The sequence below is a fragment of the Streptomyces sp. NRRL F-5122 genome (assembly GCF_001507435.1).
Classification (GTDB): Bacteria; Actinomycetota; Actinomycetes; order Streptomycetales; family Streptomycetaceae; genus Streptomyces; species Streptomyces lannensis.
Genome location: NZ_LMWH01000228.1, coordinates 189,176 through 209,500, shown reverse-complemented (window position 1 = coordinate 209,500; position 20,325 = coordinate 189,176). Strand labels below are relative to the sequence as shown.

General features: G+C 72.3%; 18 protein-coding genes. 13 read left to right on the top strand and 5 right to left on the bottom strand.

Annotation, left to right across the window (positions count from 1 at the left end; all coding sequences use genetic code 11):
• The first annotated feature begins 149 nt into the window (after positions 1–149).
• The 6 genes from ADL25_RS21870 to ADL25_RS21845 all read left to right on the top strand — a co-directional run bounded on the left by ADL25_RS21870 (position 150) and on the right by ADL25_RS21845 (position 7,125).
• Entirely contained in the window at positions 150–1,979 is a 1,830-nt protein-coding gene (locus ADL25_RS21870) for a gamma-glutamyltransferase family protein (protein ID WP_059129448.1), read from the top strand.
• 117 nt (positions 1,980–2,096) lie between these two features.
• Positions 2,097–2,942, top strand: coding sequence for an inositol monophosphatase family protein (locus ADL25_RS21865; protein ID WP_059129447.1), 846 nt, complete (start codon positions 2,097–2,099; stop codon positions 2,940–2,942).
• Between the two features lie 136 nt (positions 2,943–3,078).
• Positions 3,079–4,488 (top strand): phytoene desaturase family protein, encoded by a 1,410-nt coding sequence (locus ADL25_RS21860; protein ID WP_059129446.1) that lies wholly within the window; start codon positions 3,079–3,081, stop codon positions 4,486–4,488.
• Positions 4,485–4,994, top strand: coding sequence for an O-acetyl-ADP-ribose deacetylase (locus ADL25_RS21855; protein WP_059129445.1), 510 nt, complete (start codon positions 4,485–4,487; stop codon positions 4,992–4,994). Before ADL25_RS21860 ends, ADL25_RS21855 begins: the two co-directional genes overlap by 4 nt.
• Before the next feature lie 172 nt (positions 4,995–5,166).
• Positions 5,167–6,633, top strand: a complete 1,467-nt coding sequence (locus ADL25_RS21850; RefSeq protein ID WP_199839197.1) for an AlkA N-terminal domain-containing protein — start codon at positions 5,167–5,169, stop codon at positions 6,631–6,633.
• A 9-nt stretch (positions 6,634–6,642) separates the two neighbouring features.
• A complete protein-coding gene (locus ADL25_RS21845) occupies positions 6,643–7,125 on the top strand; it encodes a methylated-DNA--[protein]-cysteine S-methyltransferase (protein ID WP_059129443.1) in 483 nt (160 codons plus the stop codon).
• Positions 7,126–7,193: 68 nt separating this feature from the next.
• Here ADL25_RS21845 and ADL25_RS21840 read toward each other — a convergent pair whose 3' ends face one another.
• Positions 7,194–8,156: an SDR family NAD(P)-dependent oxidoreductase gene (locus ADL25_RS21840; RefSeq protein ID WP_059129442.1), complete on the bottom strand. Its 963-nt coding sequence runs from the start codon at positions 8,154–8,156 to the stop codon at positions 7,194–7,196.
• 116 nt (positions 8,157–8,272) lie between these two features.
• Here ADL25_RS21840 and ADL25_RS21835 point away from each other — a divergent pair, with 116 nt between their 5' ends.
• Positions 8,273–9,205, top strand: a complete 933-nt coding sequence (locus ADL25_RS21835) for an AraC family transcriptional regulator (protein ID WP_059129441.1) — start codon at positions 8,273–8,275, stop codon at positions 9,203–9,205.
• A 76-nt stretch (positions 9,206–9,281) separates the two neighbouring features.
• Here ADL25_RS21835 and ADL25_RS21830 read toward each other — a convergent pair whose 3' ends face one another.
• The 4 genes from ADL25_RS21830 to ADL25_RS21815 form a co-directional block, all read right to left on the bottom strand.
• Complete coding sequence (locus ADL25_RS21830) at positions 9,282–10,022, bottom strand: SIR2 family NAD-dependent protein deacylase (protein WP_059129440.1); 741 nt, start codon at positions 10,020–10,022, stop codon at positions 9,282–9,284.
• 246 nt (positions 10,023–10,268) lie between these two features.
• Entirely contained in the window at positions 10,269–10,760 is a 492-nt protein-coding gene (locus tag ADL25_RS21825; RefSeq protein WP_059129439.1) for an NUDIX domain-containing protein, read from the bottom strand.
• A 57-nt stretch (positions 10,761–10,817) separates the two neighbouring features.
• Positions 10,818–11,894, bottom strand: coding sequence for an ADP-ribosylglycohydrolase family protein (locus ADL25_RS21820; RefSeq protein WP_059129438.1), 1,077 nt, complete (start codon positions 11,892–11,894; stop codon positions 10,818–10,820).
• Positions 11,895–12,384: 490 nt separating this feature from the next.
• Positions 12,385–13,581: a PucR family transcriptional regulator gene (locus ADL25_RS21815; RefSeq protein WP_059129437.1), complete on the bottom strand. Its 1,197-nt coding sequence runs from the start codon at positions 13,579–13,581 to the stop codon at positions 12,385–12,387.
• A 180-nt stretch (positions 13,582–13,761) separates the two neighbouring features.
• Here ADL25_RS21815 and ADL25_RS21810 point away from each other — a divergent pair, with 180 nt between their 5' ends.
• From ADL25_RS21810 to ADL25_RS21785, 6 genes are all read left to right on the top strand, one after another.
• Positions 13,762–14,571, top strand: a complete 810-nt coding sequence (locus ADL25_RS21810; protein WP_059129436.1) for an ABC transporter ATP-binding protein — start codon at positions 13,762–13,764, stop codon at positions 14,569–14,571.
• Complete coding sequence (locus tag ADL25_RS21805; protein ID WP_079050511.1) at positions 14,568–15,353, top strand: ABC transporter ATP-binding protein; 786 nt, start codon at positions 14,568–14,570, stop codon at positions 15,351–15,353. The genes ADL25_RS21810 and ADL25_RS21805 overlap by 4 nt, the downstream gene beginning before the upstream one ends.
• Positions 15,350–16,240, top strand: a complete 891-nt coding sequence (locus ADL25_RS21800) for a branched-chain amino acid ABC transporter permease (protein ID WP_059129434.1) — start codon at positions 15,350–15,352, stop codon at positions 16,238–16,240. The genes ADL25_RS21805 and ADL25_RS21800 overlap by 4 nt, the downstream gene beginning before the upstream one ends.
• Before the next feature lie 124 nt (positions 16,241–16,364).
• The gene (locus tag ADL25_RS21795; protein WP_059129649.1) at positions 16,365–17,447 is read left to right on the top strand and encodes a branched-chain amino acid ABC transporter permease; all 1,083 of its coding nucleotides are present in this window, start codon (positions 16,365–16,367) and stop codon (positions 17,445–17,447) included.
• Positions 17,447–18,709 carry an ABC transporter substrate-binding protein gene (locus ADL25_RS21790; protein WP_059129433.1) on the top strand — a complete coding sequence of 421 codons (1,263 nt, stop codon included), beginning with the start codon at positions 17,447–17,449 and terminating at the stop codon, positions 18,707–18,709. Before ADL25_RS21795 ends, ADL25_RS21790 begins: the two co-directional genes overlap by 1 nt.
• Positions 18,710–19,032: 323 nt before the next feature.
• Complete coding sequence (locus tag ADL25_RS21785) at positions 19,033–20,199, top strand: glycerate kinase (RefSeq protein WP_059129432.1); 1,167 nt, start codon at positions 19,033–19,035, stop codon at positions 20,197–20,199.
• Positions 20,200–20,325 lie beyond the last annotated feature (126 nt).

Here is a 20,325-nt window from a genome sequence, read left to right as displayed (position 1 = left end):
ATGCGGTGGCACGGGTTCCGGGCCGACGGCGGGGCAGACGGAGCGTGGCGCGGTCGATAGCCTGCTCGGTGATCAAGCGAACGCATGTCCCTGCCGCGGCCTCCCGACCGATCGCCAGGACGGTTCCCGTGCACTCAGCGAGGTGAGAGATGCAGTTCACCACCCGGCCCACGCTTCAAGGCACCTTCGGCATGGTGTCCTCCACCCACTGGCTGGCCTCGCAGTCGGCGATGGCCGTGCTGGAGGACGGCGGCAACGCCTTCGACGCGGCCGTCGCCGGGGCGTTCGTCCTGCACGTGGTGGAGCCGCACCTGAACGGACCCGCAGGTGAGGTGCCGATCCTCCTCGCCCCGGCCGGCGGCGAGGTCCGGGTCCTGTGCGGGCAGGGCGTCGCCCCCGCGGGAGCCACCATCGCCCACTACCAGGGACTCGGTCTGGAACTCGTGCCCGGCACGGGACCTCTCGCGGCGGCCGTTCCGGGCGCCTTCGACGCATGGATGCTGCTGCTGCGCGATCACGGGACGAAGAGCCTCGCGGACATCCTGAAGTACGCCATCGGGTACGCCGAGCACGGGCACGCGCCCGTGAACCGGGTCGGCGAGACCGTCGAGAGCGTGCGCCGGCTGTTCGAGACGGAGTGGACCTCGTCGGCCGAGGTGTATCTGCCGAACGGCAAGGCGCCGGTCGCCGGTGAGCTGCTGCGCAATCCGGCCCTGGCCGCGACCTGGAAGCGGCTGCTCACGGAGGTGTCCGGGGCAGGTGACCGGGAGGCGCAGATCGAGGCGGCACGACAGGTGTGGCGGTCGGGGTTCATCGCCGAAGCGCTGGTGTGCCAGTCGGCGCGGCCCACCATGGACACCAGCGGCGAACGCCACAGCGGGACCCTGACGGCCGCCGACCTCGCCGGCTGGTCCGCCGGCTACGAGACCCCGGCCACCTACGACTGGAACGGCTGGACCGTCTGCAAGGCGGGCCCCTGGAGCCAGGGCCCGGTCCTGCTCCAGCAGCTCGCCCTGCTCCCGCCCGAGCTGCCGGCCTACGGCTCCGCGGAGTACGTCCATCTGCTGATCGAGGGCTGCAAGCTCGCCATGGCCGACCGTGAGGCCTGGTACGGCGACGCGGCCGAGGTGCCGCTCGACGACCTGCTCTCGGACACGTACAACGCCGAGCGGCGCGCCCTCGTCGACGGCAAGGCGTCGTACGAACTGCGCCCGGGCGCGCCCGGCGGGCGTCCTCCGCGGCTGAGCGTGCGCGCCAGCGCGGTGGCCGCCGACGAGCCCGGATTCGATCCCATGGGAGTCGGTGAGCCGACGGTCGCCAAGAGCCCCACCTCCCCGGTGCCCGGGGAACCGGACGTCGCCGCCGACGGGACCACCCGTGGCGACACCTGCCATCTGGACGTCGTCGACCGCTGGGGCAACATGGTCGCCGCCACGCCCAGCGGCGGCTGGCTCCAGTCCAACCCGGTCGTGCCCGAGCTGGGCTTCCCGCTCGGCACCCGGCTCCAGATGACCTGGCTCGACGAAGGGCTGCCGAACTCCCTCACCCCGGGCCGGCGCCCCCGCACCACCCTCACCCCCTCGATCGCGCTGCGCGACGGGGTGCCGGTACTCGCGTTCGGCACCCCCGGCGGCGACCAGCAGGACCAGTGGCAGCTGCACTTCTTCCTGGCGGCGGCCCTGCGGCCCGCGATCCGCGGCGGCCTCGACCTCCAGGGCGCCATCGACGCCCCGAACTGGCACAACGACAGCTTCCCCGGCTCCTTCTTCCCGCGCGGCATGCGCCCCGGCAGCGTCACCGTGGAGTCCCGTACGGATCCCAAGGTGGTCGAGGAACTGCGCCGGCGCGGTCACGACGTCACGGTCGGTGAGGCCTGGTCGGAGGGGCGGCTGTGCGCGGTCGCCCGGGACCCGCGGACGGGTGTGCTGTCCGCGGCGGCGAATCCGCGCGGGATGCAGGGGTACGCGGTCGGACGGTGACGGCCGCTCCGGCCCGGCTCGGCCGGAAGGGCGCCCGAAGCCCCGTATTCACGCCGAATCCACCCGGAGTGCACCGTGTGGGGTCGGATTGTCAGTCATGCGTGCTCTCATGGAGACATGATCGACGACATCGAAACCATCGACGAGTTTCTGACTCACCGCTCATCCGAGGTGGCCGAGGCCGTGCGCCAGGCCGCCGCCGCCGAGATCATGCCCCGCTTCCGCCGGCTCGCCGAACACGAGATCGACGAGAAGAGCGGCCCCCACGACCTGGTCACGGACGCCGACCGCAAGGCCGAGGCCTACCTCACCGAGGCGCTCGTCAAGCTGCTGCCCGGTTCGGTGGTGGTGGGCGAGGAGGCCGTCCACGCCAACCCGGCGACCTACGACGCCGTGCGCGGCGACGCCCCCGTCTGGATCGTCGACCCCGTCGACGGCACCCGGCAGTTCGTCCACGGCGACCCCGGCTTCTGCACGCTGGTCGCGCTCGCCCAGGGCGGCGTCCTGTATGCCTCGTGGACATACGCACCGGTCCACGACCGGCTGGCCACGGCCGTCAGGGGCAAGGGCGCCTTCCTCGACGGAGTGCGCCTGCACTCCGGCTCCCCGGCGCCCGACCGCGATCTCGAGGTCGCCACCTCACACCCGTACTACACGACGGACGACCAGAAGCGCGCACTTCTCGGCCTGCAGACCGAGGGGATCCGTCCGCGGTCGTGCGGTTCCGCCGGACTGGAGTACCTCCAGATCGCGCAGGGCCTGCTGGACGCGACCGCCTTCTCCTGGGAAGCGGCCTGGGACCACGCGGCCGGCCTTCTGCTGGTCGAGGAGGCGGGCGGTGCCCACCTCACCCTCGCGGGCGAGCCGTTCCGCATCACCGGCGGCAACGCCCTGCCCTTCACCGCGGCCAGGGACGAGGCCACGGCCCGCCGGGTGCTGGGCCTGCTGTCCGGCGGTGCCTGACCCCGCGGTGCCGCGCCGAAAGCGGAACCGCCGCCTCAGCCGAGGGCTGCCCCCCGCCCCGATGAGGTGTCAGTCCCGCGGCATATCCTGAGGGGCACTGGGCGTGGGCTGACGAAGGAGTCCGAAGGTGCCGTCGATGCTCGATGCGGTCGTGGTGGGAGCGGGGCCCAACGGACTGACGGCCGCCGTGGAGCTGGCCCGGCGCGGATTCTCCGTCGCCGTGTTCGAAGCCCGCGACACCATCGGCGGGGGCGCCCGCACGGAAGAGCTCACGCTCCCCGGTTTCCGGCACGACCCGTGCTCCGCGGCGCACCCGCTCGGCGTCAACTCACCCGCGTTCCGGGCGTTGCCTCTGGAGCGCTACGGCCTCGAATGGCTGCACGCCGAGCTTCCGATGGCGCATCCCTTCCTGGACGGCACCGCGGCGGTGCTGTCCAGGTCGGTGGCCGAGACGGCCGCCTCCTTCGGGCCGCGCGACGCGGGGACGTACCGCCGGCTGGTCGAGCCGTTCCTGAGCCGCTGGGACACCCTGGCCAGGGACTTCATGTCGCTGCCGCTCACCTCCCTCCCACGGGACCCGCTCACCCTGGCGCGGTTCGGACTCGTAGGCCTGCCTCCGTCGACATGGCTGATGCGCCGCTTCCGCGACGAACGGGCCAAGGCGCTGTTCGCCGGGCTCGTCGCCCATGTGATCGCCCCGCTCGGCGGCCTGGCCACGGGCGGCGTCGGTCTGATCTTCGCCCTCGCGGCGCACGCCCGCGGCTGGCCGGTGGCCCGCGGCGGCTCCCAGTCCATCTCGGACGCGCTCGCGGCCCACCTCAAGGACCTGGGCGGGAGTATCCACACCGACTACGAGGTCAAACGCCTCGACGACCTGCCCCCGGCGCGCGCGTACATCTTCGACACCTCGCCCACCGCGCTGGCCCGGATCGCGGGCCTCGGCAGGTACTACGACGGCTACCGCTACGGCGCCGGGGTGTTCAAGGTGGACTACGCCCTGGACGGCCCCGTGCCGTGGACCGCGAAGGAGGCGCGGGTCGCCGGTACCGTTCAAGTCGGCGCCGACCAGGCGGAGATCGGCACCGCCCTGCGCGCCGCGTCCCGCGAGGGCCGGGCGCCCGACACACCGTTCCTCATCACCGTGCAGCCCGGGGTCGCGGACCCCACTAGGGCGCCCGAGGGCAAACAGGTCTTCTGGGCGTACGGCCATGTGCCGAACGGCTGGCGGGGCGACCTCACCGACGCGCTGGAACGCCAACTGGAGCGCTTCGCACCGGGCTTCCGCGACCGCGTGCTCGCCCGTGCCACCGCGGGCCCGCCCGAACTGGCCGCCCGCAACGCCAACTACGTCGGCGGTGACATCGCCTCCGGCGCGGTGTCCGGATTGCAGGTGCTGCTGCGCCCCAAACTGTCCCTGTTCCCGTACAGCACGCCGCACCCGGCCGTCTTCATCTGCTCGTCGGCCACGCCGCCCGGGCCTGGTGTGCACGGCATGTCGGGCCACAACGCGGCGAAGGCCGTGTGGAGGAGGCTGAGACAGGCATGACCACCATCACCCTGGTCCAGGGCGACATCACCCGGCAGAGCGTCGACGCGATCGTCAACGCCGCCAATTCCTCGCTGCTCGGCGGCGGAGGCGTGGACGGTGCGATCCACCGCCGGGGCGGCCCCGCGATCCTCGAGGAGTGCCGCGCACTGCGAGCCTCCCGCTACGGCAGGGGCCTGCCCACCGGCCAGGCGGTCGCCACGACCGCGGGCGAACTGGACGCCCGCTGGGTGATCCACACGGTGGGCCCGGTCTTCGCCGACTCGGAGGACCGCTCGGAGCTGCTCGCCTCCTGCTACCGGGAAGCACTGCGGGTCGCCGACGGACTCGGCGCCCGTACCGTCGCGTTCCCCGCCGTCTCCACCGGTGTCTATCGCTGGCCGATTCAGGACGCGGCACGCATCGCGGTGGAGACGGTGCGCTCGACGGACACGGCCGTCGAGGAGATCAGGTTCGTCCTGTTCGACGAGCGGGCCTACGAGGCGTTCGCCGCGCAGGCAGGCTGACCCCGCGCCGCACACCGAACCGCAGCCCCCGGCGGGGTCGCTGCCGTGTTGCGCGGCGGAGACAGGACCCCAGGTCGGAGGCGAAGGGAATTCCTGGTAGGCCCACCGTCATGTCGGATTTCCGCCAGCCCGCTCCCGGTCCATGGCCGATGCTGGAGGCATGCGGAACGGGATGCACACCGACTGGGATCGCTGCGTGCGCGCCGTCCAGTCGAAGGACGCGCGTTTCGACGGCTGGTTCTTCACCGCCGTCCTGACCACGAGGATCTACTGCCGCCCCAGCTGCCCGGTCGTACCTCCGAAGCCGGAGAACATGACCTTCTACCCGAGCGCCGCCGCATGTCAGCAGGCCGGATTCCGGGCCTGCAAGCGGTGCCGGCCCGACACGAGCCCCGGCTCGCCCGCGTGGAACCAGCGCGCCGACCTGGTCGCCCGCGCCATGCGACTGATCGCCGACGGAGTCGTCGACCGGGAGGGCGTGCCCGGCCTCGCCGTCCGCCTCGGTTACAGCACCCGCCAGATCGAGCGCCAGCTCGTCGCCGAACTGGGCGCGGGACCCCTGGCGCTCGCCCGGGCCCAGCGCGCCCAGACCGCCAGGGTCCTCATCGAGACGACCACACTGCCGATGGCCGAGATCGCCTTCGCGGCGGGCTTCTCCTCGATCCGCACCTTCAACGACACCGTCCGGGAGGTCTTCGCGCTCGCCCCGAGCGAACTGCGCAGCCGCCTGCCGAAGAAGACGGTGGTGGCCCCCGGCGTCCTGAGTCTGCGCCTGCCGTTCCGGGCCCCGCTGAACCCCGACAACCTCTTCGGCCACCTCGCCGCGACCGCCGTACCCGGCGTGGAGGAGTGGCGCGAGGGCGCCTACCGTCGCACACTCCGGTTGCCCTACGGGCACGGGATCGTGGCACTGACCCCCAAGGCCGACCACATCGCCTGCCGTCTGACCCTCAGCGACATGCGCGATCTGCCTGTCGCCATCAGTCGCTGCCGCCGCATGCTCGACCTCGACGCGGACCCGGTCGCGGTCGACGACCAGTTGAGGGCAGACCCGGTGCTGGCGCCCCTGGTCGACAAGGCCCCCGGCCGCCGGGTCCCGCGCACGGTCGACGAGGCCGAGTTCGCCGTACGGGCCGTCCTCGGCCAGCAGGTCTCCACGGCCGCCGCTCGCACCCACGCGGCCCGACTGGTCACCGCGCACGGCGAGCAGGTCGAGGACGCCGAGGGCGGCCTCACCCATCTCTTCCCGGCTCCCGAGGCGCTCGCCGCGCTCGATCCCGAGTCCCTGGCGATGCCGCGCACCCGGCGCACCACGTTCACCACCCTCGTCCGTCAACTCGCCGAAGGAGCCCTCCATCTGGGCGTGGAGAGCGATTGGGAGGAGAGCCGGGCCCGGCTGGGGACACTGCCCGGCTTCGGCCCCTGGACCGTCGACGTGATCGCGATGCGCGCCCTCGGCGACCCGGACGCCTTCCTGCCGACCGATCTCGGTATCCGGCGCGCTGCCCGGGAATTGGGCCTGCCCTCCACTCCGGCCGCGCTCACCGCACGCGCGGCCGCATGGCGGCCGTGGCGGGCCTACGCGGTCCAGTACCTGTGGGCGACCGACAGCCACCCGATCAACTTCCTCCCGGTGTAAGGACGTTCCATGAAACAGCACAACGTCATCGACAGCCCCTACGGCCCGCTCACCCTTGTCGCCGACGACGGTGTCCTGTGCGGTCTGTACATGGACGGACAGCGCCACCGCCCGCCGGAGAAGGCCTTCGGGGAGCGCGACGACACGCCCTTCGGTGAGGCGACCGCACAACTGCGGGCCTACTTCGCGGGCGAGTCGAAGGACTTCACCCTCGACATGCGCCTGCGGGGAACCCCGTTCCAGCTCAGTGTGTGGGAGCAGTTGCGGAAGATCCCCTACGGCGAGACGCGCTCGTACGGCGAACTGGCCGACGCCCTCGGCAATCCGGGTGCCTCACGCGCGGTCGGACTGGCCAACGGCAAGAACCCCGTCGGCATCATCGTGCCGTGCCATCGGGTCGTCGGCGCGAACGGTGATCTGACGGGCTACGGCGGCGGCCTCGCCCGCAAGCGGCGCCTGCTGGACTTCGAACGGGGGGCGGGCCTGTTCTGAGCGCGGCGGTCCGGGCCTGCGCGCCCCGCACCTGCGCCTCGCGGGCACCGTCCCCCGGCAGGCGGACGTCAGTGGCGTACGGCTTCGGCTGCGTAGTCCCACAGGCGGTCCGCCGCGTGCTGATCGAGGGCGTGAGCGGCCACCCGGCCGGACCGATCGGAGTCTTCCGATACGACCGATGCTTCCTGGTTGTCTTCGAAGTAGCGGCCGGTCACCCCCTTGACCAGCGGCGATGCGGCCAGCAGCACGGAGGTCGCGGCGCCCTGGGCCGGGTTCTTGTAGTGCGGCAGCGGGGTCAGGTTGCCTTCGTCGTCCATCACGCCGAACGAACGCATGGCGTCGTCGTCGAGATGGCGCTGGAGGTTGGTGAGGATGGCGCCGGGAGCGACCGCGTTGGCCGTGATGCCGTCGTCGGCCCAGCGGCGGGCCCCCACGGCAAGGAGCACATCGGCCGTCTTGGACTGCCCGTAGGCCTCCCAGGAGTCGTAGGGACGCCGCTCGAAGTGCGGGTCGTCGAAGTCGAAGGGCGAGTTCAGGTGGGCACCCGAGCTGACGACCACGACGCGGGCCGAGCCCGACTCGCGCAGAGCGGGGTGGAGGGCGTCGGCCAGGGCGAAGTGACCGAGGAAGTTGGTGGCGAGCTGCAGCTCCCAGCCCTCCGCGCTGACCTGCCGCGTGGGAAGCGCCATGATCCCGGCGTTGGCCACCAGGATGTCCAGAGGGCCGCGCCACGCCTGTGCGAAGGCAAGGGCGGAGTCGATGTCCGACAGGTCGAGCGCCTCGGCCCGCACCGATCCGGCACCGGGGGCGGCGGCGAGTTCGCGGACCAGCGGCTCGGCGGTCTCCGGACGACGGGTGGCGACGACGACCTCGGCGCCGGCGAGGGCCAGGGCCCGGACCGTCTCGGTGCCGATGCCGGAGGCGCCGCCGGTGACCACCGCGCGGCGTCCGGTGAGGTCGACGCCGTTGATCACTTCGGTGGCCGTGGCGTGGGAGTGGAAGGGGGTGGTGAGTCGGGATTCGGCGTTCACGGGCAGTCTTTCCTGAGGTGCGAAATCACGTACGCCATTCACCGTAGGTCCGCAGCGCTGGACGATGTATAACTTGTCGTCCAGGGTTCTTCAGTCATCGTCCAGAGGAGGTGCTCATGGATCCGCTGGAGGATGTGCTGGGCCTGCTTCAGACGCAGAGCCATCTGTCGACGGGCCTGGCGGCGGGAGGGCGATGGGCCCTGCGGTTCGACGCACCCTCCGGCGTGAAGTTCAACGCCGTCAGGCGTGGACGGTGCCGGCTCGAGGTCGACGGGCTCCCGGCACCGGTCGATCTGGCGGCCGGCGACTGCTACCTGCTCACCCGGCCGCTGCGCTTCACTCTGCGCAGTGATCCCGAGGCCACCGCGGTGGACGCGGGCCCCGTCTTCGAGGCGGCGGTGGACGGTGTCGCCCGGGTCGGTACCGCTGACGAGGTGTACATGATCGGCGGCCGCTTCTCCTTCGGCGAGCGTGCCCAGGAGCTGCTGCTCGACGGGTTGCCCCCGGTCGTCCACGTGCCCGCGGGGACCGAGCAGGCGGATGCCGTGGAGTGGGCGCTGACCGCCATCGAACAGGAACTGCAGCACGGACCGCCGGCCTCGCGCCTGGTCGCCGAGCACCTCGCCGTCGTCATGCTCATCCACGTTCTGCGGCTGCACCTTGCCCGCCGGCCGCACGCGGTGTCGGGCTGGCTGTCAGGCCTCGCCGACCCTGTGGTGGCCACGGCCCTGGCATCGATGCACGAAGCTCCCGCGCAATCCTGGACGGTGGCCGAACTGGCGCAGGCAGGGGCGGTGTCGCGGTCCACCCTGGCGGCGCGCTTCAAGGAGACGGTCGGCCAGGGGCCCCTGGAGTATCTGACCCGCTGGCGGATCGAACTCGCCTCCCGGCAGCTGCGGGAGAGCACCGACACGGTCGCCCTCATCGCCCGCTCCGTCGGATACGGCTCGGAAAGCGCACTCAGCGTGGCCTTCAAGCGGGTCACGGGCATGTCCCCCGGTGCGTATCGCAAGCAGGGGGCCGGCCGCGAGGCCATGGCGGGTGCGTGAGCGGCGCATGCCGGACCGCCGCGGTTCGCGGGCCGGTGCCGCGACTGCCGGATGGGGTGCGGTGGTCAGGGTGCTGTCAGGCCTGGCCGTCCGCGGGGACGAGGGCGCGCAGCAGCGCGGGCAGGGCGGTGCCGATGGGTTCGCGTACGACGTCGTCGGCGCGGTCGTCGTACGGGGTGGGTTCGGCGTTGACGATGACCAGGCGTGCGCCGTGGTCGGCGGCGACTCCGGCGAGTCCGGCGGCTGGCTGGACCTGGAGGCTGCTGCCGACGGCGACGAAGATCTGGCAGGCCTTGGTGATGGCGAGGGCTTCGCCGAGGACGACGGGGTCGAGTCGTTCGCCGAACATGACGGTGGCGGATTTGAGGATGCCGCCGCAGTTCAGGCAGGGCGGGTCGTCCTCGCCGGCCTCGACGCGGGCGAGGGCGTCCTCCATGCGGCCGCGGGTGTGACAGCGGGTGCAGACGAAGCTGCGGGCCGTGCCGTGCAGCTCCAGCACCTTGCGGGCGGGCATGCCGGCGAGCTGGTGCAGCCCGTCCACGTTCTGTGTGATGACCCGTACGGGGACCCCGGACCGCTCGAGCTCGGCCACGGCCCGGTGTGCGGCGTTGGGCTCGGCCTTCAGGGTCCGGTTCTTGCGCCGCATCTGCCAGGAGCGCCGCCGGATCTCGGGATCGCCCATGTAGTACTCGTACGTCACGAGCTTCTCGGCCTCGGGATCCTTCCGCCACAGCCCGTTGGGCCCGCGGTAGTCGGGGATCCCGGAGTCGGTGGAGATACCGGCGCCGCTGAGAATGGCTACGAGGGGCCTGTCCATGCGCCGAGCGTAGGACGCCTTCCTGCTCGGGGCGAACGGATATGGGCGGCAACATCACCGGGCCGGCGGCAAGAACGGCCTGGCGGTTTCCCGCAGGCCTTCCGGGACGATCCGTCCCATCTTGGTCGACCGCCTTCACAGTGACGGCCTTGGTCCCAGATGTGGCGTCAGCACTTCCGTTGGCCCGCAACTGTGCGGCTACTGCCTCGTCCACCGCTCTCTCAGCGGAGCCCGAGAGAAGCTCGGTCAGCCCACGCGGTGGCCGTTCTCGAGTTCCGCCGTGCCCGCGCCCTCCGCCAGCACCTCGAGGGCGGCCAGGACCCGGCGGCCCGGTTCGCCCGGAAGGTAGGCGGTGAGCTCCTCCTGCGGGACCAGCCGCCAGGACAGCAGTTCCTCCTCCTGCAGCCGGATCGCCTTGAGGTCGTTCTCGGCGAGTACCCCGCCGTCGTACAGATACGCCACCAGTGGCGGCCGCGCCGTCCCGTGCACCCAGTCCACCGCGAGGAGCCGCCCGAGCTCGACGTCGAGCCCGATCTCCTCCTCGGTCTCGCGCCGGGCGCCCTGCCGGGGTGTCTCACCCGTGTCCGACTCGATCGTCCCGCCGGGCAGTGCCCATCCGTCGCGGTAGTTGGGCTCGACGAGCAGCACGTGCCCCTCGGCGTCGCGGAAGAGTGCGGCCGCGCCGGCGAGGACGCGCGGCAGGGACGCGATGTACGTGGCGAAGTCCGGTGTGGTCACCCAGGAAGAGTAACCACACCGGTCCTGCTGCCGCGGACGGATGGTCGGGCCCGCGGATCACCGGCTGTCGGTGTGCGCGAGACGCAGCGTCCGGTCCGCCAGCTCGCCGATGCTGACGCAGTCGAAGCCGAAGACGGCACTGCGGACCGTGTCCTCCAAGGGGTCCTTCCACTGCGCCGGGATGGCCCGGGCACCTGTGAGGACGCCGGCGACCGACCCCGCCGTGGCGCCGTTGGAGTCGGTGTCCAGTCCGCCGCGGACGGTGAGCGCGATCGTGCGGGTGAAGTCGCCGTCGCCGTACAGGAGCCCGGCGGTGAGCACCGCCGCGTTGGGGACGGTGTGGATCCAGCCGAGCCCCGTCGTCTCCCCGGTGGCCGTGTCGAGCGTCTCCTCCCAGCTCAACCGGGTCTCGTGCAGTGAGATCACCCGGCGTACGGTCCGGGCGAGGCGGCTGCTCGCGGGGATCACGGTCAGAGCGGTGTCGATTGCCTGCCGGACCGTGGGCGCGGTGAACGCCGCGGAGATCAGCGCCGCCGCCCACATGGCCCCGTACACCCCGTTGCCGGTGTGGGACAGGACCGCGTCCCTGCGGGCCAGTGCGGCCGCCTGGTGGGGCAGGCCCGGGCAGGTCCAGCCGTAGACGTCGGCGCGGATCAGGGCGCCGATCCACTCCTGGTAGGGGTTGTCGTACGTGGCTGTGACCGGTGGCTTGAGGCCGTTGGCGAGGTTGCGGTACGCGACCCGCTCGGCCGTGAACGTCTGAAGGTACGGCAGCCGCAGCAGCCACAGGTCGCCGACCTGTTCGGTGCTGAAGTCGAAGCCGTGCGTCTCGAGCAGGTCCAGGCCCAGGATCGCGTAGTCGACGTCGTCGTCCCGGCAACTGCCGTGGATGCGTCCGCGCACGCACTGGCGCCACTCGGGCCGCAGTTCGAAGCCGTCCGTCTCGGTGGCGGGTTCCGGCAGGTAGTCGGTCAGCGGCAGGGCCGAGGCCTGCCGCAGATAGCGGTCGATACGCTCGCGCGTCCACAGGTCGCCCTGCTCGACCGGCTTGCCGAGCATGTTGCCCGCGATCCGGCCGAGCCAGCCCCCGAGGATTCGGTCCGCGAGCTCTGGCTCAGTGCCCACAGGGGTCATAGCTCCGGTCTACCCGATTCCGGCCGCGATGTGCCGTATTCGACCCTGCACACCGTGGTTTCCCATCCCGGTCGTACGTTGTTCCCGCCCCGTTCCCGGGGACCGGACGGGAAGACCACGATGGGTTCCCGGTCCGGCACCGAGGCCATGCTCCACGCGCTCGGCTGCGGGCCGGCGCCGGGCGGGCGGCCGCGTGATCACCGGCGAGGGCCGACGGAACGTCGGGGCGCCGCCGGTCACCGCCACGCGTTCGGCCGGGAGGGACACCGTCACGGTGCGCGGCAGGCCGGCCGCCGGGATGCCGGGCCGGAATGCCCCGGCAGTACCCGCTGACCGGCGTCGGGCCGGGCGTCGCCCCGTTGCGTCCCGGACGCCCGCCCGGTCCTGGTACGCGTCGCGGAGCGGATCGGCCGGGGCCTACCGGCCCGAGTTCCCGGAGCGCCGGGGCGACGGCAGGTCCATCAGCCGCGCGCCCCCAACGAGCCTCCGCTCATCTGCGCGCCCCGGACAAGCGGTAAGCGTCCAGGGCCAGGGTCATCTCGATCAGGTCGCGGGGGCGGGCCAGCGAGCGGAAGGTGAGCTGTTCCAGCCGCCGCAGCCGGTTGAAGACCGTGTTGCGGTGGCAGTACAGCCGGCTCGCGGCCCGGCCGGCCGAGCCCTCGCAGGACAGCCATACGTCGAGGGTCTCCAGGAGCACGGCCCGGTCGGCGGGCTCCAGTTCGAGGAGCGCGCCGAACACGTCCGCCACCAGCCGGTCGGCGAGCTCCGGCTGACTCACCACCAGCGCCGTCGGCATCCGCTGGTCCAGCCGCACGACCGCGGTCGCGTCCGGCGGGCAGGTGCGCAGCGCCAACTCGGCCAGCCGCCGCGCCCGCCCCAGTTCGGCGAGCCCGGGCACGACCGGGCTGATGCCACCCGGACCCGAGCACCACCCGTCCAGCACACGCGCGACGCCGTCCAGGTCCTGATCGGGGGTGAGCGCCACCACCCCCACCTCACCGTCGGCGCGCATCCGCCAGATGAACCGGAACCCGGCGCCGCGCACCGGCCGTTCGGCCGCCTCCCGCCGCTCGGCCCGCAGGACCACCACCGCGTACGGCCCGTGCTCCGGCAGATCGAGACCCGCGGCCGCGCGGGCCGCCAGCCCGGGCGTGGCCTGCCCCTCCAGCAGCGCATCGAGCAGCGCCTGCAGCTGCTCGTCGGTGCGCCGTCGAAGTTCCGCCTCGGTGGCACGGTAGGCCTCGGACGCCGTCTGGGTCTGCGCGTCCACCGCAGACCACACCATCGTCGTCGAACGCATCAACGCCGCGAGCCGCTCGGGCTCCTGGCCCGCGGCCCCGTCGACGAGCGCGTCCCACAGCAGATAACCGGCGTTCCGGTAGGCGTGCACCAGCAGGTCGAGCGGCAGCCCCTGCCGGGCTCGGCGCCGCCCGGTGTCCTCGGCGTGCTCCAGGTCGCGGCGCGGCGAGTCCCGGGGAGCGTAGAGGGTCTCGATGCCGATCCGCATCGCCTCCTCCGCCTCCCGCCACTGCTGGTCCTGCGGGAGCACCTGCCCGTAGACGGAGGAGTACTCGGTGAGTTGCCGCAGATGCTCGTCGACGAGCAGCGGCAGCCGTTCCAGCAGAGCCTTGCAGGACTCCGCGAGCAGCTTCCAGTCATGACCGGTCCGCGGCCTTCGCCCTCCCATGGCCGGAGGATGCCATCGCAAAGGGGTCCCGCACAGGCCCCTGACACGCGGTCTTGTGCACGCGCACAACGCCCGGCCCGGCCCGCTGGGCACCCGCAGCGATTCCGCCGAGGGCCGTGGACGGGCGCGACCGTCGGTGCTGGGGTGAGCGCCACACCGAGTCGGAACAGGGGGTCGTTCATGGGCGGATCCGGACTGGTCGTCCACGACCTGTCAGTCGGATACGGACCTGTGCGGGCACTGCGCCGGGTGTCCCTCGAGGTGCCCGAGGGGGCGGTGGTGACGGTGCTCGGCGGCAACGGCGCCGGCAAGTCCACGCTGCTCAGGGCGATCAGCCGGACGCTGTCCTTCCACGGCGGCGCGGTGACCGAGGGCGGTGTGCGCCTCGGCGACCGCCGTCTCGACGCGCTGCCCCCGGACCGGGTGGTTGCCGCGGGGGTGTCCCAAGTGCCCGAAGGACGGAGGGTGTTCGCGCGGATGACGGTCGCCGACAATCTGCGCGCGGGCGCCCTCGGCGGCACCCGGCCGGGCCGGGCCGCGGCCCTGGAGCGCGTCCACGAGCTGTTCCCCGTGCTCGCCGAGCGCGCGGGGCAGCGGGCCGGCCTGCTCTCCGGTGGCGAACAGCAGATGCTCGCCGTCGCCCGCGCCCTGATGGCGGGTCCGAAGGTGCTGCTCCTCGACGAGCCGTCCCTCGGCCTCGCCCCCCTCATGGCCCGGCGGATCGCCGACACCGTACGGGAGATCAACGCGCAGGGAACCTCGGTGCTGCTCGTCGAGCAGAACGCCGCCCTCGCCCTGCGGCTCGCCACGCGCGCGTACGTCCTCGAGGTCGGCGAGGTCACCCTGTCCGGCCCGGCCGACGAGCTGGCCGCCTCCGACGAGGTGCGCCGGCGCTACCTGGGTGTGGTCGACGAGGACGCGGTCGCTGACGGCGAACAGGCCGGTGGTGCCCGGCGGACGCTGACGCGGTGGCAGGGAGGAGACGCGTGAACGGCCTCGCAGCGGGCGACGACGCCCTCGAAGTGTGTGATCTCACCGTGCGGTTCGCCGGACTCACCGCGCTTGACGGTGTCGGCTTCACCGTCCGCCCCGGCACGGTGCACGCCCTCATCGGGCCCAACGGCGCGGGCAAGTCCACCTGTTTCAACGTGCTGTCCGGGGTCTACCGGGCGGCCGCGGGCAGTGTCCGCTTCGGCACGCACGAGCTGACCGGGATGTCCGCGCACCGCATCGCCGGCCTCGGCGTCGCCCGCATCTTCCAGAACCTCGCGCTGCCACCGCGCGCCTCGGTCGAGGACTGCCTGCTGCTCGGCCGGCACCGGCTGACCCGGACGGGCTTCCTGGCCGCGGGGCTCGGCCTGCCCTCCGCGGGCCGCGAGGAACGGCGGCACCGTGAACGGGTGCGGGAGATCGCGGAGTTCGTCGGTATCGCCGAATGCCTCGGCCGCCCGGTGGGTTCGCTCCCGTACGGGCAGCAGAAACTCGCCGAGCTCGCCCGCGCCCTGTGCATGGAGCCGCGTCTGCTGCTTCTCGACGAGCCGGTCGCGGGCATGACCGCCGACGAACGGCGCCGCACCGCCGCCGTGATCGCAGGCGTCCGGGACGGGCTCGGTATCTCGATCGTGCTGGTGGAACACGACATGGGGGTGGTGATGCGGCTCGCGGACGCGGTGACCGTACTGGACTTCGGGCGCCGGATCGCGGACGGCGCCCCCGCCGACGTACAGAACGATCCGGCCGTCGTGCGCGCCTACCTGGGAGCCGGTTCATGAGCACCCTCGCCGAAATCCTCCTCAACGGACTCTCGTTGGGGTCCGTCTACGCACTCATCGCGCTCGGCTTCGTGGTCATCTTCCGGGCCACCGAGGTCGTCAACTTCGCCCACGCCTCGCTGCTGCTCGCCGGTGGCTACATCACCGCGACCCTTCACGACGACATCGGTTTCTGGCCCGCGCTGCTCGCCGGGATCGCGGGCGCAGCGCTGGTCGGGGCGGCCGTGGAGTTCCTGGTGATGCGGCGGTACCGGGGCAGCGACCACAGCGTCCTCGCCATCGTCACCATCGGGGTCGACATACTGCTCACCACCGAACTGACCCGTCGCATCGGCACGGACGTGATCCCGCTGGGCGATCCGTGGGGCGACGCCGTGCTCAGGCTCGGGCCGGTCTCCCTCGCGCACACGCGGATCGCCGCCTTTGTGGCCGCCGTGCTGCTCATCGGCGCCTTCCTGCTCGCATTCCGGTACACGTCGTGGGGGGTGGCGATGCGCGCGGCGGCGGAGAGCTCGGAGACCGCGGCGCTGATGGGGGTACGGCTCGGGCGGGTCTCGCTGAGCGCCTGGGCCGTGGCGGGGGGCCTGGCGGCCGTGGCCGCGCTGTTCCTCACCGTCTTCCCGACGCCGGGCCTGGAACGGGCCACCTCGCTGGCCGCGCTCAAGGCGTTCCCGGCGGCGATCCTCGGCGGACTCGACTCCACGACGGGCGCGCTGGTGGGAGGCCTGCTGGTCGGCGTCACCGAGTCGCTGGCCACCGGCTACCAGAGCGATCTGACGTTCCTCGGCCGCGGGCTCGGCGATCTCGCCCCCTACCTCGTCATGGTCGCGATCCTGCTCATCCGCCCCGCGGGGCTGTTCGGCACGAAGGAGCTCGCACGTGTCTGAGAACCCGGCCGTGCCGCAGCGGCCGACCGCGCCGGGCGGCCCCTTGCGGCCCGAGTCCGACGAGCCCGCCCCCGCCGGCCTCCGACCCCCGTCCGGGACCCGGGCACCCGGCGGGAGGCGCGGCGTGCCCGCCCCTCCCGGCCGGCGCCGCGCCCGGCTCACCGACCCCCGCACCTACGTCCGGGCCGTCGGGGTCGTGCTGCCGCTCGCGTTCCCGTTCTACCTGGACCGATTCTGGCTCCAGGCAGGTCTGTTCGCGATGGCCGCCGCGATCGGCGCGATCGGCATCAACCTCCTCACCGGTGCGACCGGCCAGCTCTCCATGGGGCACGCCTTCTTCCTCGCCGTCGGCGCCTACGGCTACTGCGTGTTCGCGGCGGACGGCGGCGACGGGCTGACCGGGCTGGGCCTGCCGACCTGGCTCGCGGCCGTGCTCGCGGTGCTCGTCGCGGGTGTCGCGGGCGGCCTGTTCAGCCCCATCTCGGGCCGGCTCAGCGGTGCCTACCTGGGCATCGCCACCCTCGCGCTGGTCTTCATCGGTCAGCACGTCATGTTCAACGCCCATGACCTGACCGGTGGCGCCAACGGACGTGACGTCCCGCCGCTGAACCTGTTCGGCCTCACCTTCGACGACCGTGAACTCGTCGTAGCGGACGTTCCGTTCGGCTCGGCCGAGAAGCTCTGGTACGCAGGTCTGCTCGCCCTGCTCGTCGGCGCCCAGTTCGCCCGCGGGGTGCTGCGCGGACGCCCGGGCCGGGCCATGAACGCGATCCGCGACCACCGCATCGCGGCGGGCGTGCTCGGCGTACCCGTCGCCCGGCACCGCGCCGCCGTGTTCGTGTTGTCCTCGATGTACGCGGGCCTCGCGGGCGTTCTGCTCGCGCTGGTCTTCCAGCGGACGGTGCCCGACTACTTCGGCATCACGCTGTCCCTGGACTACCTCGCCATGATCGTCATCGGCGGGCTCGGTTCGGTCTCCGGCGCGGTGGCGGGCGCCGTGTTCGTCTCCCTGCTGCCACAGCTGCTGACCCGCTACAGCGATGCGCTGCCTTTCATCTCCGCCCCGGGCACGGGCGGGATCGCACCGGGCGAGGCGGCCCGGTTCCTCTACGGCGCCGCCGTCGTGCTGGTGGTGCTGTTCCTGCCCGGCGGCCTGGCCAGGGTGGCCGCCCGGCGTCGCGTCAGAACCGAACCAGGGGAGCAATGATGAACAGGACGTATGGGGCCAGGGCGGCGGCGGGTGCACTCGCGGCACTGCTCGTGCTGGCCGGATGCAGTTCCAAGGCCAAGGACGACGGCGGCGGCGACAAGGCGGCCGGTGGTGTGAAGACCGGGGAGGGCATCTCCGGAAAGACGATCACGCTGGGCGCGCTCACCGACCTGACCGGCGTGTACGCCACTCTCGGCAAGAGCGTCACCCAGGCCCAGCAGTTGTACGTGAAGCAGCTGAACGCGGCCGGCGGGGTCTGCGGCTACAAGGTGGCCCTCACGGTCCGCGACCACGGCTACGACCCGCAGAAGGCCGTCGCCGGGTACACCGAGCTGGAGCCGAAGGTGCTGGGCTTCGCCCAGTTCATCGGCTCCCCGTTCGTCGCCGCGGTCAAGAATCGAATCGACGGGCAGGACAAGGACCTCGTCCTGCCGCAGGCCTGGTCGTCGGCGCTCCTGGGCAGTTCGTACATCCGCGTCATCGGATCCACCTACGACATCGAGACGATCAACGCCGTCGACTTCCTGATCAACAAGAAGGGTCTGAAGAAGGGAGACAAGATCGGCCATGTCTACTTCGAGGGCGACTACGGCGAGAGCGCCCTTGTCGGCTCGAAGCACATCGCGCAGGAAGCTGGTCTGACGGTCGTCGAGCAGAAGATCAAACCGACCGACAACGACATGACGGCCCAGGTCGCCGCCCTCAAGCAGGCCGGTGTCAAGGCGATCGTCATCAGCGCCGGCCCGCGCCAGGCCGCCTCGCTGGTCGGCGTCGCGGCGGCCGGCGGCTTCGACGTGCCGGTCATCGGCAACAACTCGGCCTTCGCGCCCCAGCTGCTGGCCACCCAGGCGGGCCCCGCCCTGATGAAGAACTACTACGTCGCCTCGCCCTCGCTGCCGATCGGTGCGGACACCCCGGAGGCGAAGAAGCTCGTCGCCGACTACAAGGCGGCCTATCCCTCGGACGCCCTCGACAACGGCATCGTCGCGGGCTGGACCGCCGCGTCGGCCTTCGGCGAGGCCCTGAAGAAGGCCTGCGCGAACAAGGACCTCACCCGGGAAGGGGTCGACAAGGCCCTGCTGACGATCGACTCCTTCGACATCGGCTTCGGCACCGTCCAGAACTTCACCGACCCCGCTGCCCCGTCCTCCCGGGAGAGCGTGATCCTCCAGCCGGACAAGAACGCGACCGGCGGTATGAAGGTCGTACAGGAGGCGGCCGTCTCGAAGGAAGCGGAGGCCTACACGCCTCAAGCTTGAGGAGGCCGGGAGACCGGCGCGACGGCCCGCCCAGGTCCGAGGGCCTGATCCGGAATCGGATCGGGCCCTCGCACGTGCCGCGGCGGCAGGTACCACGGCGGCTGCGCCACGCCGATGTCCCGCGTGGTGTCCGCGATCCGGCGCCCAGGAGACGGTGGGCGAGCCCCGTCCTGCAGGGGCCGTGGCCGAAGGCGTGGTCGGTGCCGGACGTGCGTGCGCGGCCTTCCGGGTGCCGGACAGGGCATGGCGGCGGATGCACCCCTTGGTTATGGTCACAGCGGCGCGACCGCCTTGCCGTGCGCAAGGCATCAAGAGCAAGGGGTATGCAGGTGGCGGACGCAGCAGGGAACGACCTTCGAACGGTAGGGCGGGTTCTCGTCGCCGCGGACAAGTTCAAGGGGTCGCTCACGGCCGTGCAGGTCGCGGAGCGGGTGACGGCGGGGTTGCGGCGGGTCGTGCCGGATCTCGACGTCGAATCGCTGCCCGTGGCCGACGGCGGCGACGGGACCGTGGACGCGGCCGTCGCCGCCGGTTTCGAACGGCGCGAGGTGCGGGTCGCGGGTCCTCTCGGGAACGAGGTGACGGCCGCGTTCGCCTTGCGCGGTGACACAGCGGTCGTGGAGATGGCGGAGGCGAGCGGGCTCCAGCGGCTGCCGGACGGGGTCCTCGCGCCGCTGACGGCGTCCACGTACGGCTCGGGTGAGCTGCTGCGCGCCGCGCTGGACGCGGGGGCGCGGACGATCGTGTTCGGTGTCGGTGGAAGCGCGACGACGGACGGGGGCGCGGGGATGCTGTCCGCGCTCGGGGCGCGGTTCCTCGACGGGGCGGGGAATCCTGTACCGCCGGGCGGCGGGGGCCTCGCGGAACTCGCCCGTGCCGATCTCTCTGGACTGGACCCGCGTCTGCCCGCGGTGGACCTGGTGCTCGCGAGCGACGTCGACAACCCGCTGACCGGGCCCAAGGGCGCACCGGCGGTGTACGGGCCGCAGAAGGGCGCCTCGCCGGACGACGTGACGGCGCTGGACGCGGCCCTCGCGCACTACGCGAAGGTGCTGGAGCAGGCGATCGGCGCACGGGCGGAGGAGCACGCCGCCTCCCCGGGCGCGGGCGCGGCGGGCGGCATCGGATACGGCGCCCTCGTCCTGGGAGCCCGTTTCCGGCCCGGTATCGAGGTCATGCTGGACGTCCTGGGCTTCGCGCCGGCTCTGGAGCGGGTCTCGCTGGTGATCACCGGTGAGGGTTCGCTGGACATGCAGACGCTGCACGGCAAGGCTCCGGCGGGGGTCGCCGCGGCGGCGAGGGCGGCCGGCAAGGAGGTCGTCGCGGTCTGCGGCCGACTGGCGCTGCCGCCCGAGACACTGGGCCGCGCGGGGATCCGCAGGGCGTACCCGCTGACGGAGCTCGAGCCGGACGTCGCGAAGTGCATCGCGGACGCGGGACCGATCCTGGAACGGGTGGCGGAGAACATCGCGCGGGACTTCCTGGTCTGACCCGTCCCGGCCCGACCGCCGGGGCGTCGCCTCTTGCCTGCGGCACCACAAACAGAAGGCCCGCGCCCTTGCACCACTACCGAAGCGCCCGCGCCCCCGCATCACGAGCGAAGGGCCCCGGACCGA

What these genes read in the sequence shown, in the direction of transcription:
- ADL25_RS21830 (WP_059129440.1), bottom strand. Translation starts at nt 10,022, where the DNA reads ATGGACAGGCCCCTCGTAGCCATTCTCAGCGGCGCCGGTATCTCCACC.
- ADL25_RS21870 (WP_059129448.1), top strand. Translation starts at nt 150, where the DNA reads ATGCAGTTCACCACCCGGCCCACGCTTCAAGGCACCTTCGGCATGGTG.
- ADL25_RS21865 (WP_059129447.1), top strand. Translation starts at nt 2,097, where the DNA reads ATGATCGACGACATCGAAACCATCGACGAGTTTCTGACTCACCGCTCA.
- ADL25_RS21835 (WP_059129441.1), top strand. Translation starts at nt 8,273, where the DNA reads ATGGATCCGCTGGAGGATGTGCTGGGCCTGCTTCAGACGCAGAGCCAT.
- ADL25_RS21810 (WP_059129436.1), top strand. Translation starts at nt 13,762, where the DNA reads ATGGGCGGATCCGGACTGGTCGTCCACGACCTGTCAGTCGGATACGGA.
- ADL25_RS21820 (WP_059129438.1), bottom strand. Translation starts at nt 11,894, where the DNA reads ATGACCCCTGTGGGCACTGAGCCAGAGCTCGCGGACCGAATCCTCGGG.
- ADL25_RS21850 (WP_199839197.1), top strand. Translation starts at nt 5,167, where the DNA reads ATGCACACCGACTGGGATCGCTGCGTGCGCGCCGTCCAGTCGAAGGAC.
- ADL25_RS21800 (WP_059129434.1), top strand. Translation starts at nt 15,350, where the DNA reads ATGAGCACCCTCGCCGAAATCCTCCTCAACGGACTCTCGTTGGGGTCC.
- ADL25_RS21785 (WP_059129432.1), top strand. Translation starts at nt 19,033, where the DNA reads ATGCAGGTGGCGGACGCAGCAGGGAACGACCTTCGAACGGTAGGGCGG.
- ADL25_RS21860 (WP_059129446.1), top strand. Translation starts at nt 3,079, where the DNA reads ATGCTCGATGCGGTCGTGGTGGGAGCGGGGCCCAACGGACTGACGGCC.
- ADL25_RS21845 (WP_059129443.1), top strand. Translation starts at nt 6,643, where the DNA reads ATGAAACAGCACAACGTCATCGACAGCCCCTACGGCCCGCTCACCCTT.
- ADL25_RS21815 (WP_059129437.1), bottom strand. Translation starts at nt 13,581, where the DNA reads ATGGGAGGGCGAAGGCCGCGGACCGGTCATGACTGGAAGCTGCTCGCG.
- ADL25_RS21790 (WP_059129433.1), top strand. Translation starts at nt 17,447, where the DNA reads ATGAACAGGACGTATGGGGCCAGGGCGGCGGCGGGTGCACTCGCGGCA.
- ADL25_RS21855 (WP_059129445.1), top strand. Translation starts at nt 4,485, where the DNA reads ATGACCACCATCACCCTGGTCCAGGGCGACATCACCCGGCAGAGCGTC.